At 71.2% G+C, this 14,448-nt stretch carries 12 protein-coding genes; 6 read left to right on the top strand and 6 right to left on the bottom strand.

The window, feature by feature from the left end:
* Positions 1–40: 40 nt before the first annotated feature.
* From ASD65_RS17940 to ASD65_RS17950, 3 genes are all read left to right on the top strand, one after another.
* Positions 41–2,938 carry an FtsK/SpoIIIE domain-containing protein gene (locus ASD65_RS17940; protein ID WP_056225940.1) on the top strand — a complete coding sequence of 966 codons (2,898 nt, stop codon included), beginning with the start codon at positions 41–43 and terminating at the stop codon, positions 2,936–2,938.
* A 22-nt stretch (positions 2,939–2,960) separates the two neighbouring features.
* Entirely contained in the window at positions 2,961–4,526 is a 1,566-nt protein-coding gene (locus tag ASD65_RS17945; RefSeq protein WP_056226479.1) for an APC family permease, read from the top strand.
* Positions 4,527–4,731: 205 nt separating this feature from the next.
* On the top strand, positions 4,732–5,562 hold the full coding sequence (locus ASD65_RS17950) for a serine protein kinase RIO (RefSeq protein ID WP_056225942.1): 831 nt from the start codon (positions 4,732–4,734) through the stop codon (positions 5,560–5,562).
* A 15-nt stretch (positions 5,563–5,577) separates the two neighbouring features.
* Here the strand turns inward: ASD65_RS17950 and ald are convergent, their stop codons facing one another.
* Complete coding sequence (gene ald / locus ASD65_RS17955; protein WP_056225945.1) at positions 5,578–6,693, bottom strand: alanine dehydrogenase; 1,116 nt, start codon at positions 6,691–6,693, stop codon at positions 5,578–5,580.
* Positions 6,694–6,727: 34 nt separating this feature from the next.
* Positions 6,728–7,717: an asparaginase gene (locus ASD65_RS17960; protein WP_056225948.1), complete on the bottom strand. Its 990-nt coding sequence runs from the start codon at positions 7,715–7,717 to the stop codon at positions 6,728–6,730.
* A 68-nt stretch (positions 7,718–7,785) separates the two neighbouring features.
* Here ASD65_RS17960 and ASD65_RS17965 point away from each other — a divergent pair, with 68 nt between their 5' ends.
* The gene (locus ASD65_RS17965; protein WP_056225951.1) at positions 7,786–8,259 is read left to right on the top strand and encodes an OsmC family protein; all 474 of its coding nucleotides are present in this window, start codon (positions 7,786–7,788) and stop codon (positions 8,257–8,259) included.
* 3 nt (positions 8,260–8,262) lie between these two features.
* On the opposite strand, the gene ASD65_RS17970 is transcribed toward ASD65_RS17965, so the two are convergent.
* The gene (locus ASD65_RS17970) at positions 8,263–8,976 is read right to left on the bottom strand and encodes a lysophospholipid acyltransferase family protein (protein ID WP_235566833.1); all 714 of its coding nucleotides are present in this window, start codon (positions 8,974–8,976) and stop codon (positions 8,263–8,265) included.
* Positions 8,977–9,136: 160 nt separating this feature from the next.
* Between ASD65_RS17970 and ASD65_RS17975 the strand changes: the two genes are divergently transcribed.
* Both ASD65_RS17975 and dxr read left to right on the top strand, forming a co-directional pair.
* A complete protein-coding gene (locus ASD65_RS17975; RefSeq protein WP_235566829.1) occupies positions 9,137–10,120 on the top strand; it encodes an FKBP-type peptidyl-prolyl cis-trans isomerase in 984 nt (327 codons plus the stop codon).
* A 51-nt stretch (positions 10,121–10,171) separates the two neighbouring features.
* Positions 10,172–11,257: a 1-deoxy-D-xylulose-5-phosphate reductoisomerase gene (gene dxr, locus ASD65_RS17980; protein WP_056225956.1), complete on the top strand. Its 1,086-nt coding sequence runs from the start codon at positions 10,172–10,174 to the stop codon at positions 11,255–11,257.
* Between the two features lie 6 nt (positions 11,258–11,263).
* Here the strand turns inward: dxr and ASD65_RS17985 are convergent, their stop codons facing one another.
* The 3 genes from ASD65_RS17985 to ASD65_RS17995 form a co-directional block, all read right to left on the bottom strand.
* Positions 11,264–12,922 (bottom strand): Mur ligase family protein, encoded by a 1,659-nt coding sequence (locus ASD65_RS17985; RefSeq protein ID WP_056225959.1) that lies wholly within the window; start codon positions 12,920–12,922, stop codon positions 11,264–11,266.
* A gap of 104 nt (positions 12,923–13,026) precedes the next feature.
* Positions 13,027–13,731: a DUF1775 domain-containing protein gene (locus ASD65_RS17990; RefSeq protein ID WP_056225962.1), complete on the bottom strand. Its 705-nt coding sequence runs from the start codon at positions 13,729–13,731 to the stop codon at positions 13,027–13,029.
* A gap of 109 nt (positions 13,732–13,840) precedes the next feature.
* Positions 13,841–14,443, bottom strand: a complete 603-nt coding sequence (locus ASD65_RS17995) for a hypothetical protein (protein WP_056225965.1) — start codon at positions 14,441–14,443, stop codon at positions 13,841–13,843.
* Positions 14,444–14,448: the final 5 nt, after the last annotated feature.

The following is a 14,448-nucleotide window of genomic DNA, read 5'->3' on the forward strand; positions in this document are numbered from 1 at the left end:
GCGCGTACTCGCCTGGATCCGCGCGGCATTGACTGGGCGGATGGTCAGCACCTTCACCCCACGGCCGGCCGCGGTCGATGCCCGCACGCCGCCCGGTGGTCGCACGGTCGCACTGCGTCCGATGGATCCCGCCGTGCACGAGGCCGCACGGCTGGTGCTGCCTCCGACGTGGACCCGGCCTCCCCGCCCGCCGCTGCCGGTCCTCGCCTCCGTCGTCCCGCTCCTCGGGGCCGTCGTGCTGTGGCTGGTCACCGGATCGATCCTCTCGCTCTGGCTCGCCCTCCTCGGCCCGCTCATCGGCGCCGCGACGATGCTCGACGGCGTGCGCGGGGCACGACGGGCGCGCACGCACGCGGGGAGGGCGGCGGATGACGCGCGTGCGGCCGTCGCCGTCGCGATCGTCGAGCGGCACGGTGCAGAGCGGCTGCGGCGATGGGCGCGGCACCCCGACGTCGCGCACTTCGTGGCGCACGACGATGAGGTGTGGCGTGCCGTGCCGGGCCGGGCGGATGCCCTGGTGGTCGGTGCCGGCGCAGCGGCCAGCGAGCTGCGCGTGGACGGCGGTGAGGACGACCCGGCATCCCGCGAGATCCGGGCACGTGCGGCGATCCTGACGGAGGCTCCGGTGCTCCTGCCGGTCGGCGCGGGGATCGCCGTACTGGGACCGGCCGTGCTCGCCGATGCCGTGGTGCGCGGCCTGGCGCTCCAGCTGTGCCTGAGTGCGCCACCGGGCGAGGTGGAACTCACGCTCGGACGCGGGGGCGCGGGGCACGCATGGGCCGAGCAGCTGCCGCACAGCCGCATGCCCGGGCGCACGGTGCTGGCGGTCCTCGGACCCGACGACGCGGTCCCGGCCGACGCCGATGCCGTACTGGTGAGCGCGCGCGAAGCGGGACCCACACCGCCGCGGTGCGCCGCGGTCCTCACCGTCCATTCGCCGCAGCGCGCCCGTCTGGACTACGCGGGACGTGTGCAGGAGGTCGCCGTCGAGGCGGTGGCCCCCGCGCAAGCCGCGTCTATCGCCGGCAGCCTGGCGGAGCGGGCTGGGACCGTCCTCGGACAGCGGGAGGAGACTTCCACGGTGCTCCTGGCCTCCCTCCTGCCGCAGGAGTCCTCAGGGCCCCGGGAGGGGCTCTCCGCGGTCATCGGCGTCGACGTCGGTCACCCCTTCGCCGTCGACCTCGTCGCCGACGGCCCGCACGCGGTCGTCGCCGGGGTGACGGGCTCGGGCAAGAGTGAGCTGCTGATCACCTGGATCCTGTCGCTGTGCGCCACGTACACGACGCGCGAGGTCAGCTTCCTTCTCGCGGACTTCAAGGGCGGGACGGCGTTCGACGCCCTGGCCGACGTTCCGCACGTCACCGGAGTCATCACCGACCTCGACGGGGCCGGGGCGCGGCGGGCGATCGAGAGCCTCCGCGCCGAGGTGCGCTGGCGGGAGGCCGAACTCGCCCGCGTCGGGGCACGGGACGTGCGAGACGCACGCGCGGAGCTGCCGCGCCTGGTGATCGTCGTCGACGAGTTCGCGGCGCTGCTGGACGGCCACCCGGAACTGCACGCGGTCTTCACCGACGTGGCGGCGCGCGGGCGGGCGCTCGGGATGCACCTCATCCTCGGCACGCAGCGCGTGGCCGGCGTCGTCCGCGATGCGCTGCTGGCCAACTGTCCGCTGCGGGTCAGCCTGCGCGTCACCGATCCGATCGACAGCCGCGCGGTGGTCGGCACCGATCACGCGGCCCAGCTGCCCGGCGGCGCACCGGGGCGCGGCATCGCCTTCGTCCGGCGCTCGGGCGATCGCAGCCCGACCCGAATCCGGGTGGCGCTCACCGTGCCGGCGGACATCGCCGCGGTGCGGGACCGCGACGGGGGAGTGCGTCCGCGTCGTCCGTGGCTGCCGGAGCTGCCTGCGCTGGTTCGGCTCGACGACGTGCGCGGTCCGGATGCCGGGGGCGAGCTCGTCCTCGGCCTCGTCGACGAGCCGGAGCTGCAGCGCCAGCGCCCGGCGGTGCTCGGTGTCACCGACCGCGGACTCCTCATCGTCGGCGGAGCCGGCACGGGCAGGACCACGATCCTGCGCGCGATCGCCGCTCAGGTACCGGCGGAGGCGGTGTGGGTGGACTCGACGCCCGAGCGGGCGTGGGATGCGCTCGCCGCCCTGACCGAGCGTCCCGCGCCGCGCGGAACGGTGCTCCTGATCGACGACCTCGACGCGCTGGCCACGCGATTCCCGCACGAGTACGCGATGGTCGTGACCGAGCGCATCGAGCGCCTGCTGCGTGGGGCGGGGGATGCCGGGATCTTCGTCGCGGTCGCTATGCAGCGGCCGACCGGCGCGGCCGCGCGATTCGCCGAGCTGCTGCCGCACCGTGCCGTCCTCGCGATGCCGTCACGGGCCGAGTACATCGCCGCCGGCGGAGAGTCCGCCCACCACACGCCCGACGCCCCGGCCGGACGGGGCCGGCTGGACGGTCGCGCAGTGCAGTTCTGCGTCGCCACCGACCTCGACCCGGAGCGCAGCGCTGCCGCCGCGCTCGACGCATGGTTCCCGTCATCCGGCATCACGGGCTTCGTCGGCCGCCGCTCCGCGGCCACGCGCGAGGTGCTCGCGGCATGGCAGTCCCGAGGGGCGCGCGTCATCCCCGTCGAGGATGCGGTGCGTGACATCCAGGCACCGACTCCGGGGGAGGCCCTGGTCATCGCGGGCGATCCGGACCAATGGCAGCGGCACTGGTCGCTGCTGGCGCAGGTGCGCGGAGATCACGATCTCGTCATCGATGCGGCCTGCCAGGCCGAGTACCGCCTGATCGCCGGAGAACGCGATCTGCCGCCGTACTGCGCGCCGGGCGGGGCCCGCGCGTGGCTGCGCAAGGCGGACGGGCATCCGCAACGGATCGCTCTCCCCGGCGCCGACCTGCAGTTAGCTCTTGACCGCGTCTGAGCGCGCGCCGTACGGTCAGCGTGTGGCAACCACTCCGATCGACCTTTCCCGACCCGAGGGCAAGGGGCTGGCAGCAGGGACGCTGGGACTGTGGGGGTCGACCGTCATCGGTCTCGCCTCCACCGCGCCGGTCTACTCCCTCGTGGCCACCCTGGGCTTCGTGGTGCTCGCCGTCGGCGCTCAGGCGCCCATCGCGTTCGTCATCGCGTTCATCCCGATGCTCTTCATCGCCTTCGCCTACCGCGAGCTCAACAACGAGATCCCGGACTGCGGCACCACGTTCACGTGGGGCACCAAGGCGTTCGGGCCATGGGTGGGCTGGATGGGCGGGTGGGGCGTCGCCGTGGCAGGCATGGTCGTGCTCGCGAACCTCGCGCAGATCGCGGGCATCTACTTCTGGGCGCTCATCGACGGGATCGTGCGCACGTCGCCCGACGCGCTCCTGGCCGAGAACGTCCCCCTCGTCACCGCGACCGGTGTGGTCTTCATCGCGCTGATGACCTGGGTGAGCTGGCGCGGGGTGGAGATCGGCGAGCGGATCCAGAACGTCCTGCTCGCGATCCAGTACCTGGCCCTCGCCATCTTCGTCGTGGCCGCGCTCTGGCAGTTCTTCGCCGGCACCGCGCCGAACCCCACGCCGTTCGACTGGTCGTGGTTCAACCCGTTCGCCTTCACGGAGTGGGGCGGGTTCGTCGAGGCGATCCTGCTCGCACTGTTCATCTACTGGGGCTGGGACACCTGCCTCGCGCTCAACGAGGAGACCAAGGACCCCAAGCGCATTCCGGGCCGCGCGGCGCTGCTGACCACGGTGATCCTGCTGTTCACCTACGTCGGGGTCACCATCGCGGCGATGATGTACGCCGGACTGGGCACCGACGGCACCGGCCTCGGCAACGAGGCCAACGCCGACGATTTCTTCCTCGCGATCAAGGACGGCCTGCTCGGCCCGGTGGGCTGGATGCTGATCGTCGCCGTCATGATCTCCGCGATCTCATCGACACAGACGACGATCCTGCCGACGGCGCGCGGCACGCTGGCCATGGCCGCGTACAAGGCGCTGCCGAGGAAGTTCGCCACGGTGCATCCGCGGTTCAAGACGCCGTCGTTCTCCACACTGGTGATGGGCATCGTCGCGATCGTCTACTACGTCGGCATGACCCTCATCAGCGACAACATCCTGCAGGACTCGATCCTGTCGCTGGGGCTCGCGATCGCGTTCTACTACGCCATCACGGGATACGCGTGCGTCTGGTACTTCCGTCGCGAGCTGTTCGCGTCGGCGAGGAACTTCTTCTACAAGTTCCTCTTCCCGCTGCTCGGAGCGCTGATGCTCACCTATGCGTTCGTCCAGTCCGCGATCGACATGTACGACGTCGACTACGGCTACACGGTCCTGCTCGGTGTCGGAGGCACGTTCGTGCTCGGCATCGGGTCGCTCGCGTTCGGCGTGCTGCTGATGGTCCTGTGGTTCCTGTTCCCGCGCGCGAAGGCCTTCTTCCGCGGCGAGAGCCTCAACCGCGAGACGCCCGTGCTCGTTCCGGAAGACCCGGCGGACTACAGCCGCTCGATCGACGGCGGGCTCGTCTAGATCCGGGTCCACGTCCCGGAACCCACGATCTCATAACGGTTCGCCCGATCGATGCGGCGCCCGCATACGATGACAGCGTCCGAAGTCCGCGACTGACGAAGGGAGTCCGAAATGGCCCAGCCTGCTGTGCGCTGTTGCCGCATCCCTTCCCTCGAGGCCGCCGCCTGACATCACCGGTGGCCTCCGTTCCCGGAGCTTCCCACCCATGTCTTTCGACACCCCCTTCGGCGCGTCCGCTGACTCTTTGCAGTTCCTCCTCGACGAGCCCGAGCCCGGGCAGCGCTGGTCCACGTGGCCGGCGACCACACCTACCGAGCGCGGGCCGCGTCCGCATCCCGACTGGCTCGTGACCTCCGCCGCCGCATTCGACACCGAACTCGGCATCGTCAAGACAGGCAAGGAGGCCGACGTCTTCCTCCTGGAGCGCGCGATCCCGCGCACCGGCGGCTGCCTCCTCGCGGCGAAGCGCTACCGCGGCGCCGATCGCTCCGACTTCCATCGCTCGCACCAGTACGAAGAAGGGCGGCGGCACCGCAACTCCCGCGATGACCGTGCCGTGGCGGGGAAGACGGCGCACGGTCGCGCCGTCTCCGCGGCGCACTGGGCCGGGAACGAGTTCACCGCTCTGTGCGCGGCGTGGGATGCCGGTATCCCCGTTCCCTATCCGGTGCAGGTGAGTGGGACCGAACTGCTGATGGAGTTCGTCGGCGACGGGCGCACCGCCGCCCCACGACTCGCCCAGGCGCGGCTCACGCCCGCCGAGTACTCCGACGCGTTCGCACAGGTCGTGGCGATCCTGACCGTGTTCGCGCGTGCCGGCTTCGCGCACGGCGATCTGTCGGCCTACAACCTGCTCTTCCACGCGGGCCGGGTCGTCGTGATCGACCTGCCGCAGATCGTCGACCTCGCGGCCAATCCGAGCGCACTCGACTTCCTGCACCGCGACGTCGTCAACGTGTGCACCTGGTTCGCGCGTCGCGGCACGTCGACCGACCCGGAAGCCATGTTCGCCGAGCTGCTGGCCCAGCTCTGGTGAGCCGGGCCGCGGCGATCAGCCCAGGGCGTGGTCGATCGAGCCGGCCACCAGCCCGTGCGCCGTCGCCACACCCGTGTTGACCACGGCGCCCTCGGTCGTGTTCAAGCCGAGCGCGAGTGCCGGGTTGGTGCGCAATGCCTCTCTCCAGCCCATGCCCGCGATCTGCCGGATGTACGGCAGCGTCGCGTTGGTGAGCGCCGACGTCGACGTGTTCGGCACCGCACCGGGCATGTTCGCGACGCAGTAGAACACCGTGCCGTGCACCGGGAAGGTGGGGTCGGCGTGTGTGGTCGGGTGGGTGTCCTCGAAGCAGCCGCCCTGGTCCACGGCGATGTCGACCAGGACGCTGCCCGGACGCATGCGCGCGACCGTCGCGTTGGTGACGAGCTTGGGGGCCTTCGCCCCCGGGATCAGGACCGATCCGATGACCAGGTCGGAGTCCTCCACCGCGCGATCGAGGTCGAGCTGGTTCGACGCCGCCGTCTTGACGCGGCCCTGGAAGTGGTCGTCGAGATAGCGCAGGCGCTGGATGTTCGTGTCGAAGACGGTGACGTCCGCGCCGAGGCCGACCGCGATCACCGCCGCATTGGCGCCGGCCACGCCGCCGCCGATGACGGTGACCTTCGCGGGACGGGTCCCCGGCACGCCGGACATCAGCAGCCCGAGTCCGCCCTGCGAGCGCAGCAGCGTGTTGGCGCCCACGATCGGTGCGAGTCGGCCGGCGACCTCGCTCATCGGCGCGAGCAGCGGCAGCCCGCCGCCGGGGAGCTGGACGGTCTCGTACGCGATCGCGGTGACACCGGAGGCTACGAGGCTGTCGGTCAGCGGACGGTCCGCCGCGAGATGCAGGTACGTGAAGAGCACAAGGTCGGCACGGAAGTAGCCGTACTCGCTCGCGATCGGCTCCTTGACCTTGAGCAGCAGCTCCGCATGCGCCCACACGGTCGCCGCATCGGCCTCGAGCGTCGCACCGGCCGCCTCGTACTCGGCGTCCGACATCGACGAGCCCGCACCTGCGCCGCGCTGCACCATCACTTCATGGCCGGCGCGGACCAGGTCGTGCACGCCCGCAGGGGTCAGCGCGACGCGGTACTCGTTGTTCTTGACTTCACTCGGGACAGAGATCCTCATTGACGTGCCCTTTCCGCTCCTCGTAGGAGCGCCTTTAGAAAGCGGGGCGGATCGCCCCGACATCCGTGCCGCCGCCGAGTACCGACAGCGGAAGCATGTTCATCGCGTCGGAGACATCGGATGCCGCCAGTGCACCGGCGCGCTCCAGCAGGCGCAGCGCGACAGCGGTCGCCGCCCGTCCGCTGCCGTCGAGCATCTTGAGGGCCACCGTGGTGCCGTCCGGGGCGACCATGACCATGACGCCTTCGGCGCCGCCCTTCGCGAAGACGCCGAGGCGCTCGATGACGATCGTGTCGGCACGACCCGGTCCGTCGATCGTCCACGGGTTCTCGCGCACGGCGCGCACCATCGTGCCCGCGCTGCGGTGCAGCGCGAACGGGGACCGCTCGGACGAGTTGCCGATGCGATGGATGGCGCGTGCCAGGCCGAGCAGGCTCATGCCGTACACGGGCGCCCCGCAGCCGTCGATCGCGGTGGCGGTGACCTTCTCGCCGATCAACCGCTCGATGACGTCGCGGATGTGGACCTGCAGCGGATGCTCGGGATCGAGGTAGCCGTCGGTGTCCCACCCGTTGGTGACGCAGGTCAGCAGCATCGCGGCGTGCTTGCCCGAGCAGTTCATACGGATGCGGGATGACTCGGCGTGATCGCGCACCATCTCGTCACGGGTGCGCTGATCGAGTGGCCACGAGACCGGGCAGGCCAGCGCGTCTTCGTTCAGTCCGGCCGCGGCGAGCACGTCACGGACCACCGCGACGTGGCGGTCGGTGCCGGAGTGGCTCGCGGTGGCCAGGGCCAGACGCTCGCCCTCCAGCGGTGCGCCGGCCGACAGGCACGCGAGGGCCTGCAGCGGCTTGAGGCTGGAGCGGGGGAGGATCGGGGTCGTCGTATCGCCGAGCTGCACGGAGATCGTGCTGTCGGGGGCGAGGACGATGGCCGAGCCGGCATGGCGAGACTCGACGAACCCGCTCCGTTCGACCACGGCAAGCTCGACGGCATCAGCGACGGAGAAGGTCTGCGGCACGCAGCAAGCCTACCGCCGCGGGGGAGCGTCCCACCGCTGGTCGTGCGTGCGCGTGCGAGACTGGGCGCATGTTCGGTGAGCATCGATATGCCGTGACGGCGACCTGGACGGGCGACCGCGGAACGGGCACCAGCGGGTACCGCGACTACGACCGCTCCGTGACGCTCGACATCGCGGGGAAGCCGTCGCTGCCCGCCTCGGCCGACAAGCCGTTCCGGGGCGATCCGACACGCTGGAACCCCGAAGACCTGCTCCTCGCCGCCCTCAGCGAATGCCACCTGCTGTCGTACCTGCACGCGTGTGTGCAGGCCGGCGTCGTGGTCGTCGGCTACGAGGACCAGGCATCCGGTCTGATGATCGAGGACGGCAAGGGCGGTGGCGCGTTCACCGAGGTCATCCTGCGCCCGCGGGTGACGGTCGCGGAGGAGTCGATGGTGGAGGCGGCGACCGCGGCGCACGCGCAGGCGAACGCCTGGTGCTTCATCGCGAACTCGGTCAGCTTCCCGGTCCACCACGAACCGGTGATCCTCGTCGCGAGCTGAGGCTCAGCGGCGCTCGTGCGGCAGGACCTGCTTGATGCGCTCGATCGGCGAATGCGCCGGCACTTCGTTGTACGCGTTGGCGAGTTCCTGTCCCGACAGGGCGTGGATCGCCGCCATGATGTCGTCGGTGGCCAGGCGGCGTGCGCGTCCGGAGTTGGCCCCGTGGTGTGAAAGATCCAGCGGTTCGCCGAACTTGACCGTGATGCGCTTGTTGATCGCGGGGACCTTGGCGCCGACCGGCATCACTTCATCGGTGCCGATGAGTCCGACGGGCACGACGGGCGCCCCGGTCTCCAGCGCGAGGAAGGCGACGCCCGTGCGGCCCTTGTACAACCGGCCGTCGAGCGACCGGGTTCCCTCCGGGTAGAGCGCGACGGCCTTGCCGGCCTCCAGGAGCATCCGCTGCTGATCGAGCGCGTCCAGGGCGGCCTGCCCGGCGCCGCGTTTGACGGGGATGGCACCGATCGCGGTGAAGAACTCGCGGCTCAGCCATCCCTTGACGCCCGTGCCGTCGAAGTAGGTCGACTTCGCCAGGAAGTGCACGGGACGGGGCGCCGCGACCGGGATGGCGATGGAGTCGATGAAGGAGAGGTGGTTGCTCGCGAAGATCACGGGGCCGTCCATGGGGACGTTCGAGGTGCCCTCGATGCGCGGCCGATAGATGACACGAGCCAACGGGGTGATGACGAATCGGCCCAGCGCGTAGGTGGCCCCCATCCGCTGGACGGGCGCCGATTCGGCGGTGCCGTCGTCGGACACGTCCGCCTTTTCGGGCGCTGGCGTCTCCTGGGAACTCACCCGTCGAGGGTACTCCCGATTCCATTCCCCGCAGGGCATGCCGAGTTTCCCAGCGGGGTCTTAGGAAAAGTAGGGGAGGATGGAGACCTCCTTCCCCTTCACCTTGAGGTCCATCGTGCGCCTTCGCCCGCTTGCCACTGTGTCCATCGCCGCCGCCGCCGTGCTTCTGCTGGCCGGCTGCAGTTCCGCCGCCACGCCGGACGCGTCCGGATCGCCGAGCCCCTCCGCCTCGGCCGTCGACCTGTGTGCGGCCACCGCACCCTCGGGCGCGGCATCCGAGTCCGTGACCGTGGAGGGCGAGCCCGGCACCGAGTCCACCGCGACCTTCACCGCGCCGCTGGACATCACCGAGCTCGAGCGCACCGTGATCTCGGAAGGCACCGGCGACCCCGTCGAGGCCGGCCAGCTGATCACATACGCGCTGACCGCGTTCAGCGCCGAGACCGGCGAGAAGCTCGGCGCCGTCGGCTACAAGGAGGGCGAGATCCTGCCCGCGCAGATCTCCCCGGACAACCCGCTTGGTCAGGTCATCGGCTGCTCGACCCCCGGCACCCGCCTGGTCGCCACCTTCCCGGCGAGCGACTCCGCCGCCGGCGAGGTCTACATCTTCGACTTCCTCTCGGTCGTCCCCGACGCCGCGTGGGGCGAGCCCGTCGCACCCGTCGACGGCATGCCCACGGTGAAGCTGGATGAGTCGGGTGCGCCGACCATCACGATCCCCGACACCGACCCGCCGACCGAGGTCGAGATCGCCAACCTCAAGACCGGCGACGGTCCGGTCGTGGTCTCCGGCGACCAGGTGCTGGTGCAGTACACCGGCGTGAAGTGGTCGGACGGCACCGTCTTCGACTCCAGCTGGGAGAACGGCGCACCGGCCGCGTTCCAGACGACCGCGGTCGTCGAGGGCTTCAAGCAGGCGCTCGAGGGTCAGACCGTCGGCTCGCAGGTACTCGTGGTCGTGCCCCCCGCCTTCGGTTACGGCGCGAGCGAGGGTCACGAGCTGCAGAAGGAGACCCTCGTCTTCGTCGTGGACATCCTCGGAACGCAGCACCCGAACGCATAGTCGCGCACATCGACTGATCGACGCGCCGCATCCCGCCGTTAGGCTGACGGGATGCGGCGCGTCATTGTTTTGGGATCGACCGGCTCCATCGGGACCCAGGCTCTGGAAGTCATCCGATCCAATCCGCGGCGGTTCGAGGTGGTCGGCCTCGCCGCCGGCACGGACCGCGCGACGATGCAGGCCCAGGCCGACGAGTTCGGCGTCGAGTACACCGCGCTGGGCGCGGTCGAGGCCGAACAGCTGGTGCGCGACGTCGAGGCGGACGTCGTGCTCAACGGCATCACCGGCTCGGTCGGGCTCGGCCCGACCCTGGCGGCGCTGAAGTGCGGGCGCACGCTCGCGCTGGCCAACAAGGAGTCGCTCATCGTCGGCGGCGCGCTGGTGACCGCGCTCGCCGCCCCGGGGCAGATCGTGCCGGTGGATTCGGAGCACTCCGCGATCGCACAGGCGCTGCGCTCGGGCGACCGCAGCGAAGTGCGCCGACTCGTGCTGACGGCATCCGGCGGGCCCTTCCGAGGGCGCTCGGCCGAAGAGCTGCGCGATGTCACCCCGGCTCAGGCCCTCGCGCACCCGACGTGGGACATGGGTCGCGTGGTCACGACGAATTCCGCGACGCTCATCAACAAGGGCCTCGAGGTTATCGAGGCGCACCTGCTGTTCGACGTCGACTACGACGACATCGACGTCGTCGTGCACCCGCAGTCGATCGTGCACTCGATGGTCGAGTTCATCGACGGATCCACCATCGCGCAGGCCTCGCCTCCCGACATGAAGCTGCCGATCTCGCTGGGGTTGGACTGGCCGAACCGGATCGGCGGTGTCGGGCGTCCGCTGGACTGGAGCGCCGCGACATCCTGGACCTTCGAACCGCTCGATGACACTGCGTTCCCCGCAGTGGTGCTCGCCAAGCAGGCCGGTCGCGCGGGACGGACCTACCCGGCGGTGCTCAACGCGGCGAACGAGGAGGCCGTGGAGGCCTTCCACGAGGGCCGGCTGTCCTTCCCCGGCATCGTCGAGACCGTGACGCGCATCGTCGAGTCGCACGAGGCTCCCGAGACCCTGACGCGTGAGAGCCTCATCGAGGCCGAGCGGTGGGCGCGGGAAGCCGCCAATCGCGCGATCGCGAAGGCCGGCTGAGCCCGCTCAGTCGATCGGTCGGGTCGGGTCCGAGGCGATGATCCGGTCGGCCGGGTACGGCACCGGCCAGTGCGGCTCGGGCACGGGCCATCCGGCGTTCTGGAGGGCGCGACGGGCGAGCTCGCGGGCGGAGTACGGCGCGCGGGTGCCGCGGATGTCGCGGTAGTCCTGGTGACCGGGGCCGGCCCAGAGGATCGCGTCGCCGTCGCCGACGAGCTTGACGGCCTCGACGATGGCGCGCTCCGGCGGCGAGAACTCGTGGATCTCGGCGTCGGGCCGCGCCATCCGTGCGCCCTCGATGAGGGTCGCGCGGATCGACTCGGGGTTCTCGAAGCGCGGGTGGTGGTCGGTGATCACGAGGATGTCGCTGCCCTCGACGCCGGTGCGCCCCATGTCGTGGCGCTTGGTCGCGTCGCGGTCGCCGTCGGCGCCGAAGAGCATGACGACCTTGCCGGGCGTGACGCGACGCACCGCCGCGAGCGTCTTCTCGAACGCGTCGGGGGAGTGCCCGAAGTCGACGAAGACGGCAGGACCGCGGTCGCCCGAGACGCGCTCGGTGCGGCCGGGCAGGTGCGCGTCGATGCGCTGACCCTCGAGCGCGGCGACGAGGTCGTCCCACGCGTACCCGGCCTCGAGGATCATGACGATCGCGAGCCCGGCGTTCGCGGCCATGTGCTCGCCGATCACCGGGACGGTCGTGCGCAGTGTGCGTCCCTCGGGTCCGACGAGTTCGAAGCGAGTGCCGTCCTGGTGCTCCTCGAGCACGGTGACGACCCAGTCGGCACCGGCCGCAGCATCCCGATCCGCCGCGATGTCGGGCGTGCCGACCGTGACGTACGGCACCTCGCAGCGGGCGGCGACCTCGAGCCCCGGGCTCGAGTCCAACGAGATCACGGCGCGACGCGCGCGGTCGGCGTGGAACAGCGGAAGCTTCGCCTCGAAGTACTCGCGCATGTCGGCGTAGTCGTCGAGGTGGTCGTGGCTGAGGTTGGTGAACCCGGCGACATCGAACACGATGCCGTCCACGCGACGACGGCTGAGCGCCTGGGCGCTGACCTCGACGGCGACGGCCTCGACGCCGCGCTCGCGCATCAGGGCGAGGAGGGCGTGCATCTCGGATGCCTCGGGCGTGGTCAGGCGGGAGACGATGACGTGCCCGGCGATGTGCCGCTCCGCGGTGGAGGAGAGGCCGGTGACGACGCCCAGCTGACCGAGGATGCCCTCGAGCAGGTGCGAGACGCTCGTCTTGCCGTTCGTGCCGGTGGTGCCCAGCAGCAGCGGCAGGTGGTCGTCGGCGCCGGTGCCGTACACCCACGCCGACAGCTCGCCGAGGAGCCCGCGCGGATCGTCCACGACGAGGATCGGCAGGCCCGCGTCGGCGGCCAGTTCGGCGCCGTCCGCGTCGGTCACGACCGCGACGGCGCCCTTCGCGGCGGCGGCCGCGGCGAACTCGGCACCGTGACGGTTCACGCCGCGGATGGCGACGAACGCCTCACCCGGGCGGAGGTCGGCCGTGGCCAGGGTGATGCCCGACAGCGACCGCCCTTCGGTCGTTCCGCGCACCTCCCGCGCGAAGCGCGCGGCGAGGTCGTCGAGGGACCGCAACGGAGGATTCTCCGGGCGCAGTACGGGGGGCAGGTTCGAGGGAGCGGCATCGGTCGACATGTCGCCTCCATCCTCTCATTCGAGTCTGGGGATCCGGGAAGTGCGGACCAGTGGCGTCCGGCGTGCCAGGGGAGGGCGAGCGCGAGCCCGCCCTCCCCGCGGCGTCAGCCGCGCGAGCGTCGACGCAGCAGGCTCACCGCGAGCGCGGCGATGCCGGCCAGAAGCGCGCCGCCGGCGAGCCACCGGGCGACGACATCGGTGGATGCCGCGTCGCCGTCGGCCGAGGCATCCGCGTGATCCTCCGGGTCCGCGGTCGCCGCACCGTGGCCGCCGTGACCGCTGTCCGTGGCGACGACGTCGCCGACCGTCACGAATGGCGCGGGGCTGTCCACGCTGGACTCGTCCTCGCCGTCGGCCACCACTTCGGTCCAGTCGTTCTGCCCGACCGCGCACACCTGCACGACGGGGAAGGCGACCGTGGTGCCGGCCGTGGCCTCTGTGAAGAGCACGTCCATGGACACGGATGCCTTCAACCCCGGCTCGACGGGCACGTCACTGGTGAACGTGACCTGGGTGGGGATGCCGTCCGAACCGATCTCGCGCTCGACTGTCCATCCGCCCTGGACGACGGGCGTGACGTTACCGATGCCGGCCGGGATGTCGAAGATCAGGGCGGTCGTCGGCGATTCCTCGCAGCCGTGGCTGAACGAGAAGGTGAGGCTGCTCGTGCCGCCTCCGGAGGCGGTGTCGGGGGTCACGCCGATGTGCGCCGAGGCGGCGGCGGGGACGGCGATCGCCAGGATCGCACCGGCGGTGAGGCCGGTGAGGAGGCGGGCGCGGCGGCGGGACGGGGTGGTGGTGCTGTTCATGGGTATCGCTTTCGTCTATGCGCGCGGTCGTCTTCGCGACGGCGCGCGGGAAGGTGCGCCCGACGTCGCCGGCACCGCGGAGCGGGCACGAGCGCGGGGCGCGAAGGAATCAGAAGACGAGAGCGACCGGGGGACCGCGCCGGCTCACGCCGGAGCGTCGGGCGGAGAGCGACGCGGTCGGGACCGACCACGGGATCGCCGTGCGGAGCAGGGTGCGGACGGCGACGACGGGAACCAGGGCACGGCTCAGCACCCGTCCGATGCCGCGCACGAGCGCTCGCAGCATCCGCTCGCCGCGATAGATCACGGCAGCCGTGACCGCGGCAGCGAGGACGTGCGTGAGGAGCATCGCGGCGTCGGGAACGATCTCAGTGCCGGCCGCGGCGGATGCCGGGGCTGCCAGCAGTGCGGAGAGTTCGATGCCGTGCGCGTGCGGGGACGATGATGCCCCGGACGGTGTGGCGGTTCCCACCAGAGCGAAGGCGGTGTGGAACAGCGCCTGGCTGCCGGCCACGATCCCGATCACGCGCAGCCGGGAGAGACGACGACCGACCAGGAGCACCGCCCCGGGGGAGGCGAGGACCGCGATCGCGGCGAGGAAGGCCGGTGCAGGCGCCCCGCCACCACCGAGAGTGTGCGCGGTGGCCGCGAGAACGGTCGCGATACCGGCAGCAGCGACCCCGCGAAGGGTGCGGAGCTGGCGCGGCGACATGGGTT

The organism is Microbacterium sp. Root61 (assembly GCF_001427525.1).
In the GTDB taxonomy this organism is placed as follows: Bacteria; Actinomycetota; Actinomycetes; order Actinomycetales; family Microbacteriaceae; genus Microbacterium.

Coding starts and splice junctions, on each gene's coding strand:
- ASD65_RS17940 (WP_056225940.1), top strand. CDS start 41: ATGGTCAGCACCTTCACCCCACGGCCGGCCGCGGTCGATGCCCGCACG.
- ASD65_RS17950 (WP_056225942.1), top strand. CDS start 4,732: ATGTCTTTCGACACCCCCTTCGGCGCGTCCGCTGACTCTTTGCAGTTC.
- ald (WP_056225945.1), bottom strand. CDS start 6,693: ATGAGGATCTCTGTCCCGAGTGAAGTCAAGAACAACGAGTACCGCGTC.
- ASD65_RS17965 (WP_056225951.1), top strand. CDS start 7,786: ATGTTCGGTGAGCATCGATATGCCGTGACGGCGACCTGGACGGGCGAC.
- ASD65_RS17970 (WP_235566833.1), bottom strand. CDS start 8,976: ATGGGGGCCACCTACGCGCTGGGCCGATTCGTCATCACCCCGTTGGCT.
- ASD65_RS17975 (WP_235566829.1), top strand. CDS start 9,137: ATGGAGACCTCCTTCCCCTTCACCTTGAGGTCCATCGTGCGCCTTCGC.
- dxr (WP_056225956.1), top strand. CDS start 10,172: ATGCGGCGCGTCATTGTTTTGGGATCGACCGGCTCCATCGGGACCCAG.
- ASD65_RS17985 (WP_056225959.1), bottom strand. CDS start 12,922: ATGTCGACCGATGCCGCTCCCTCGAACCTGCCCCCCGTACTGCGCCCG.
- ASD65_RS17990 (WP_056225962.1), bottom strand. CDS start 13,731: ATGAACAGCACCACCACCCCGTCCCGCCGCCGCGCCCGCCTCCTCACC.
- ASD65_RS17995 (WP_056225965.1), bottom strand. CDS start 14,443: ATGTCGCCGCGCCAGCTCCGCACCCTTCGCGGGGTCGCTGCTGCCGGT.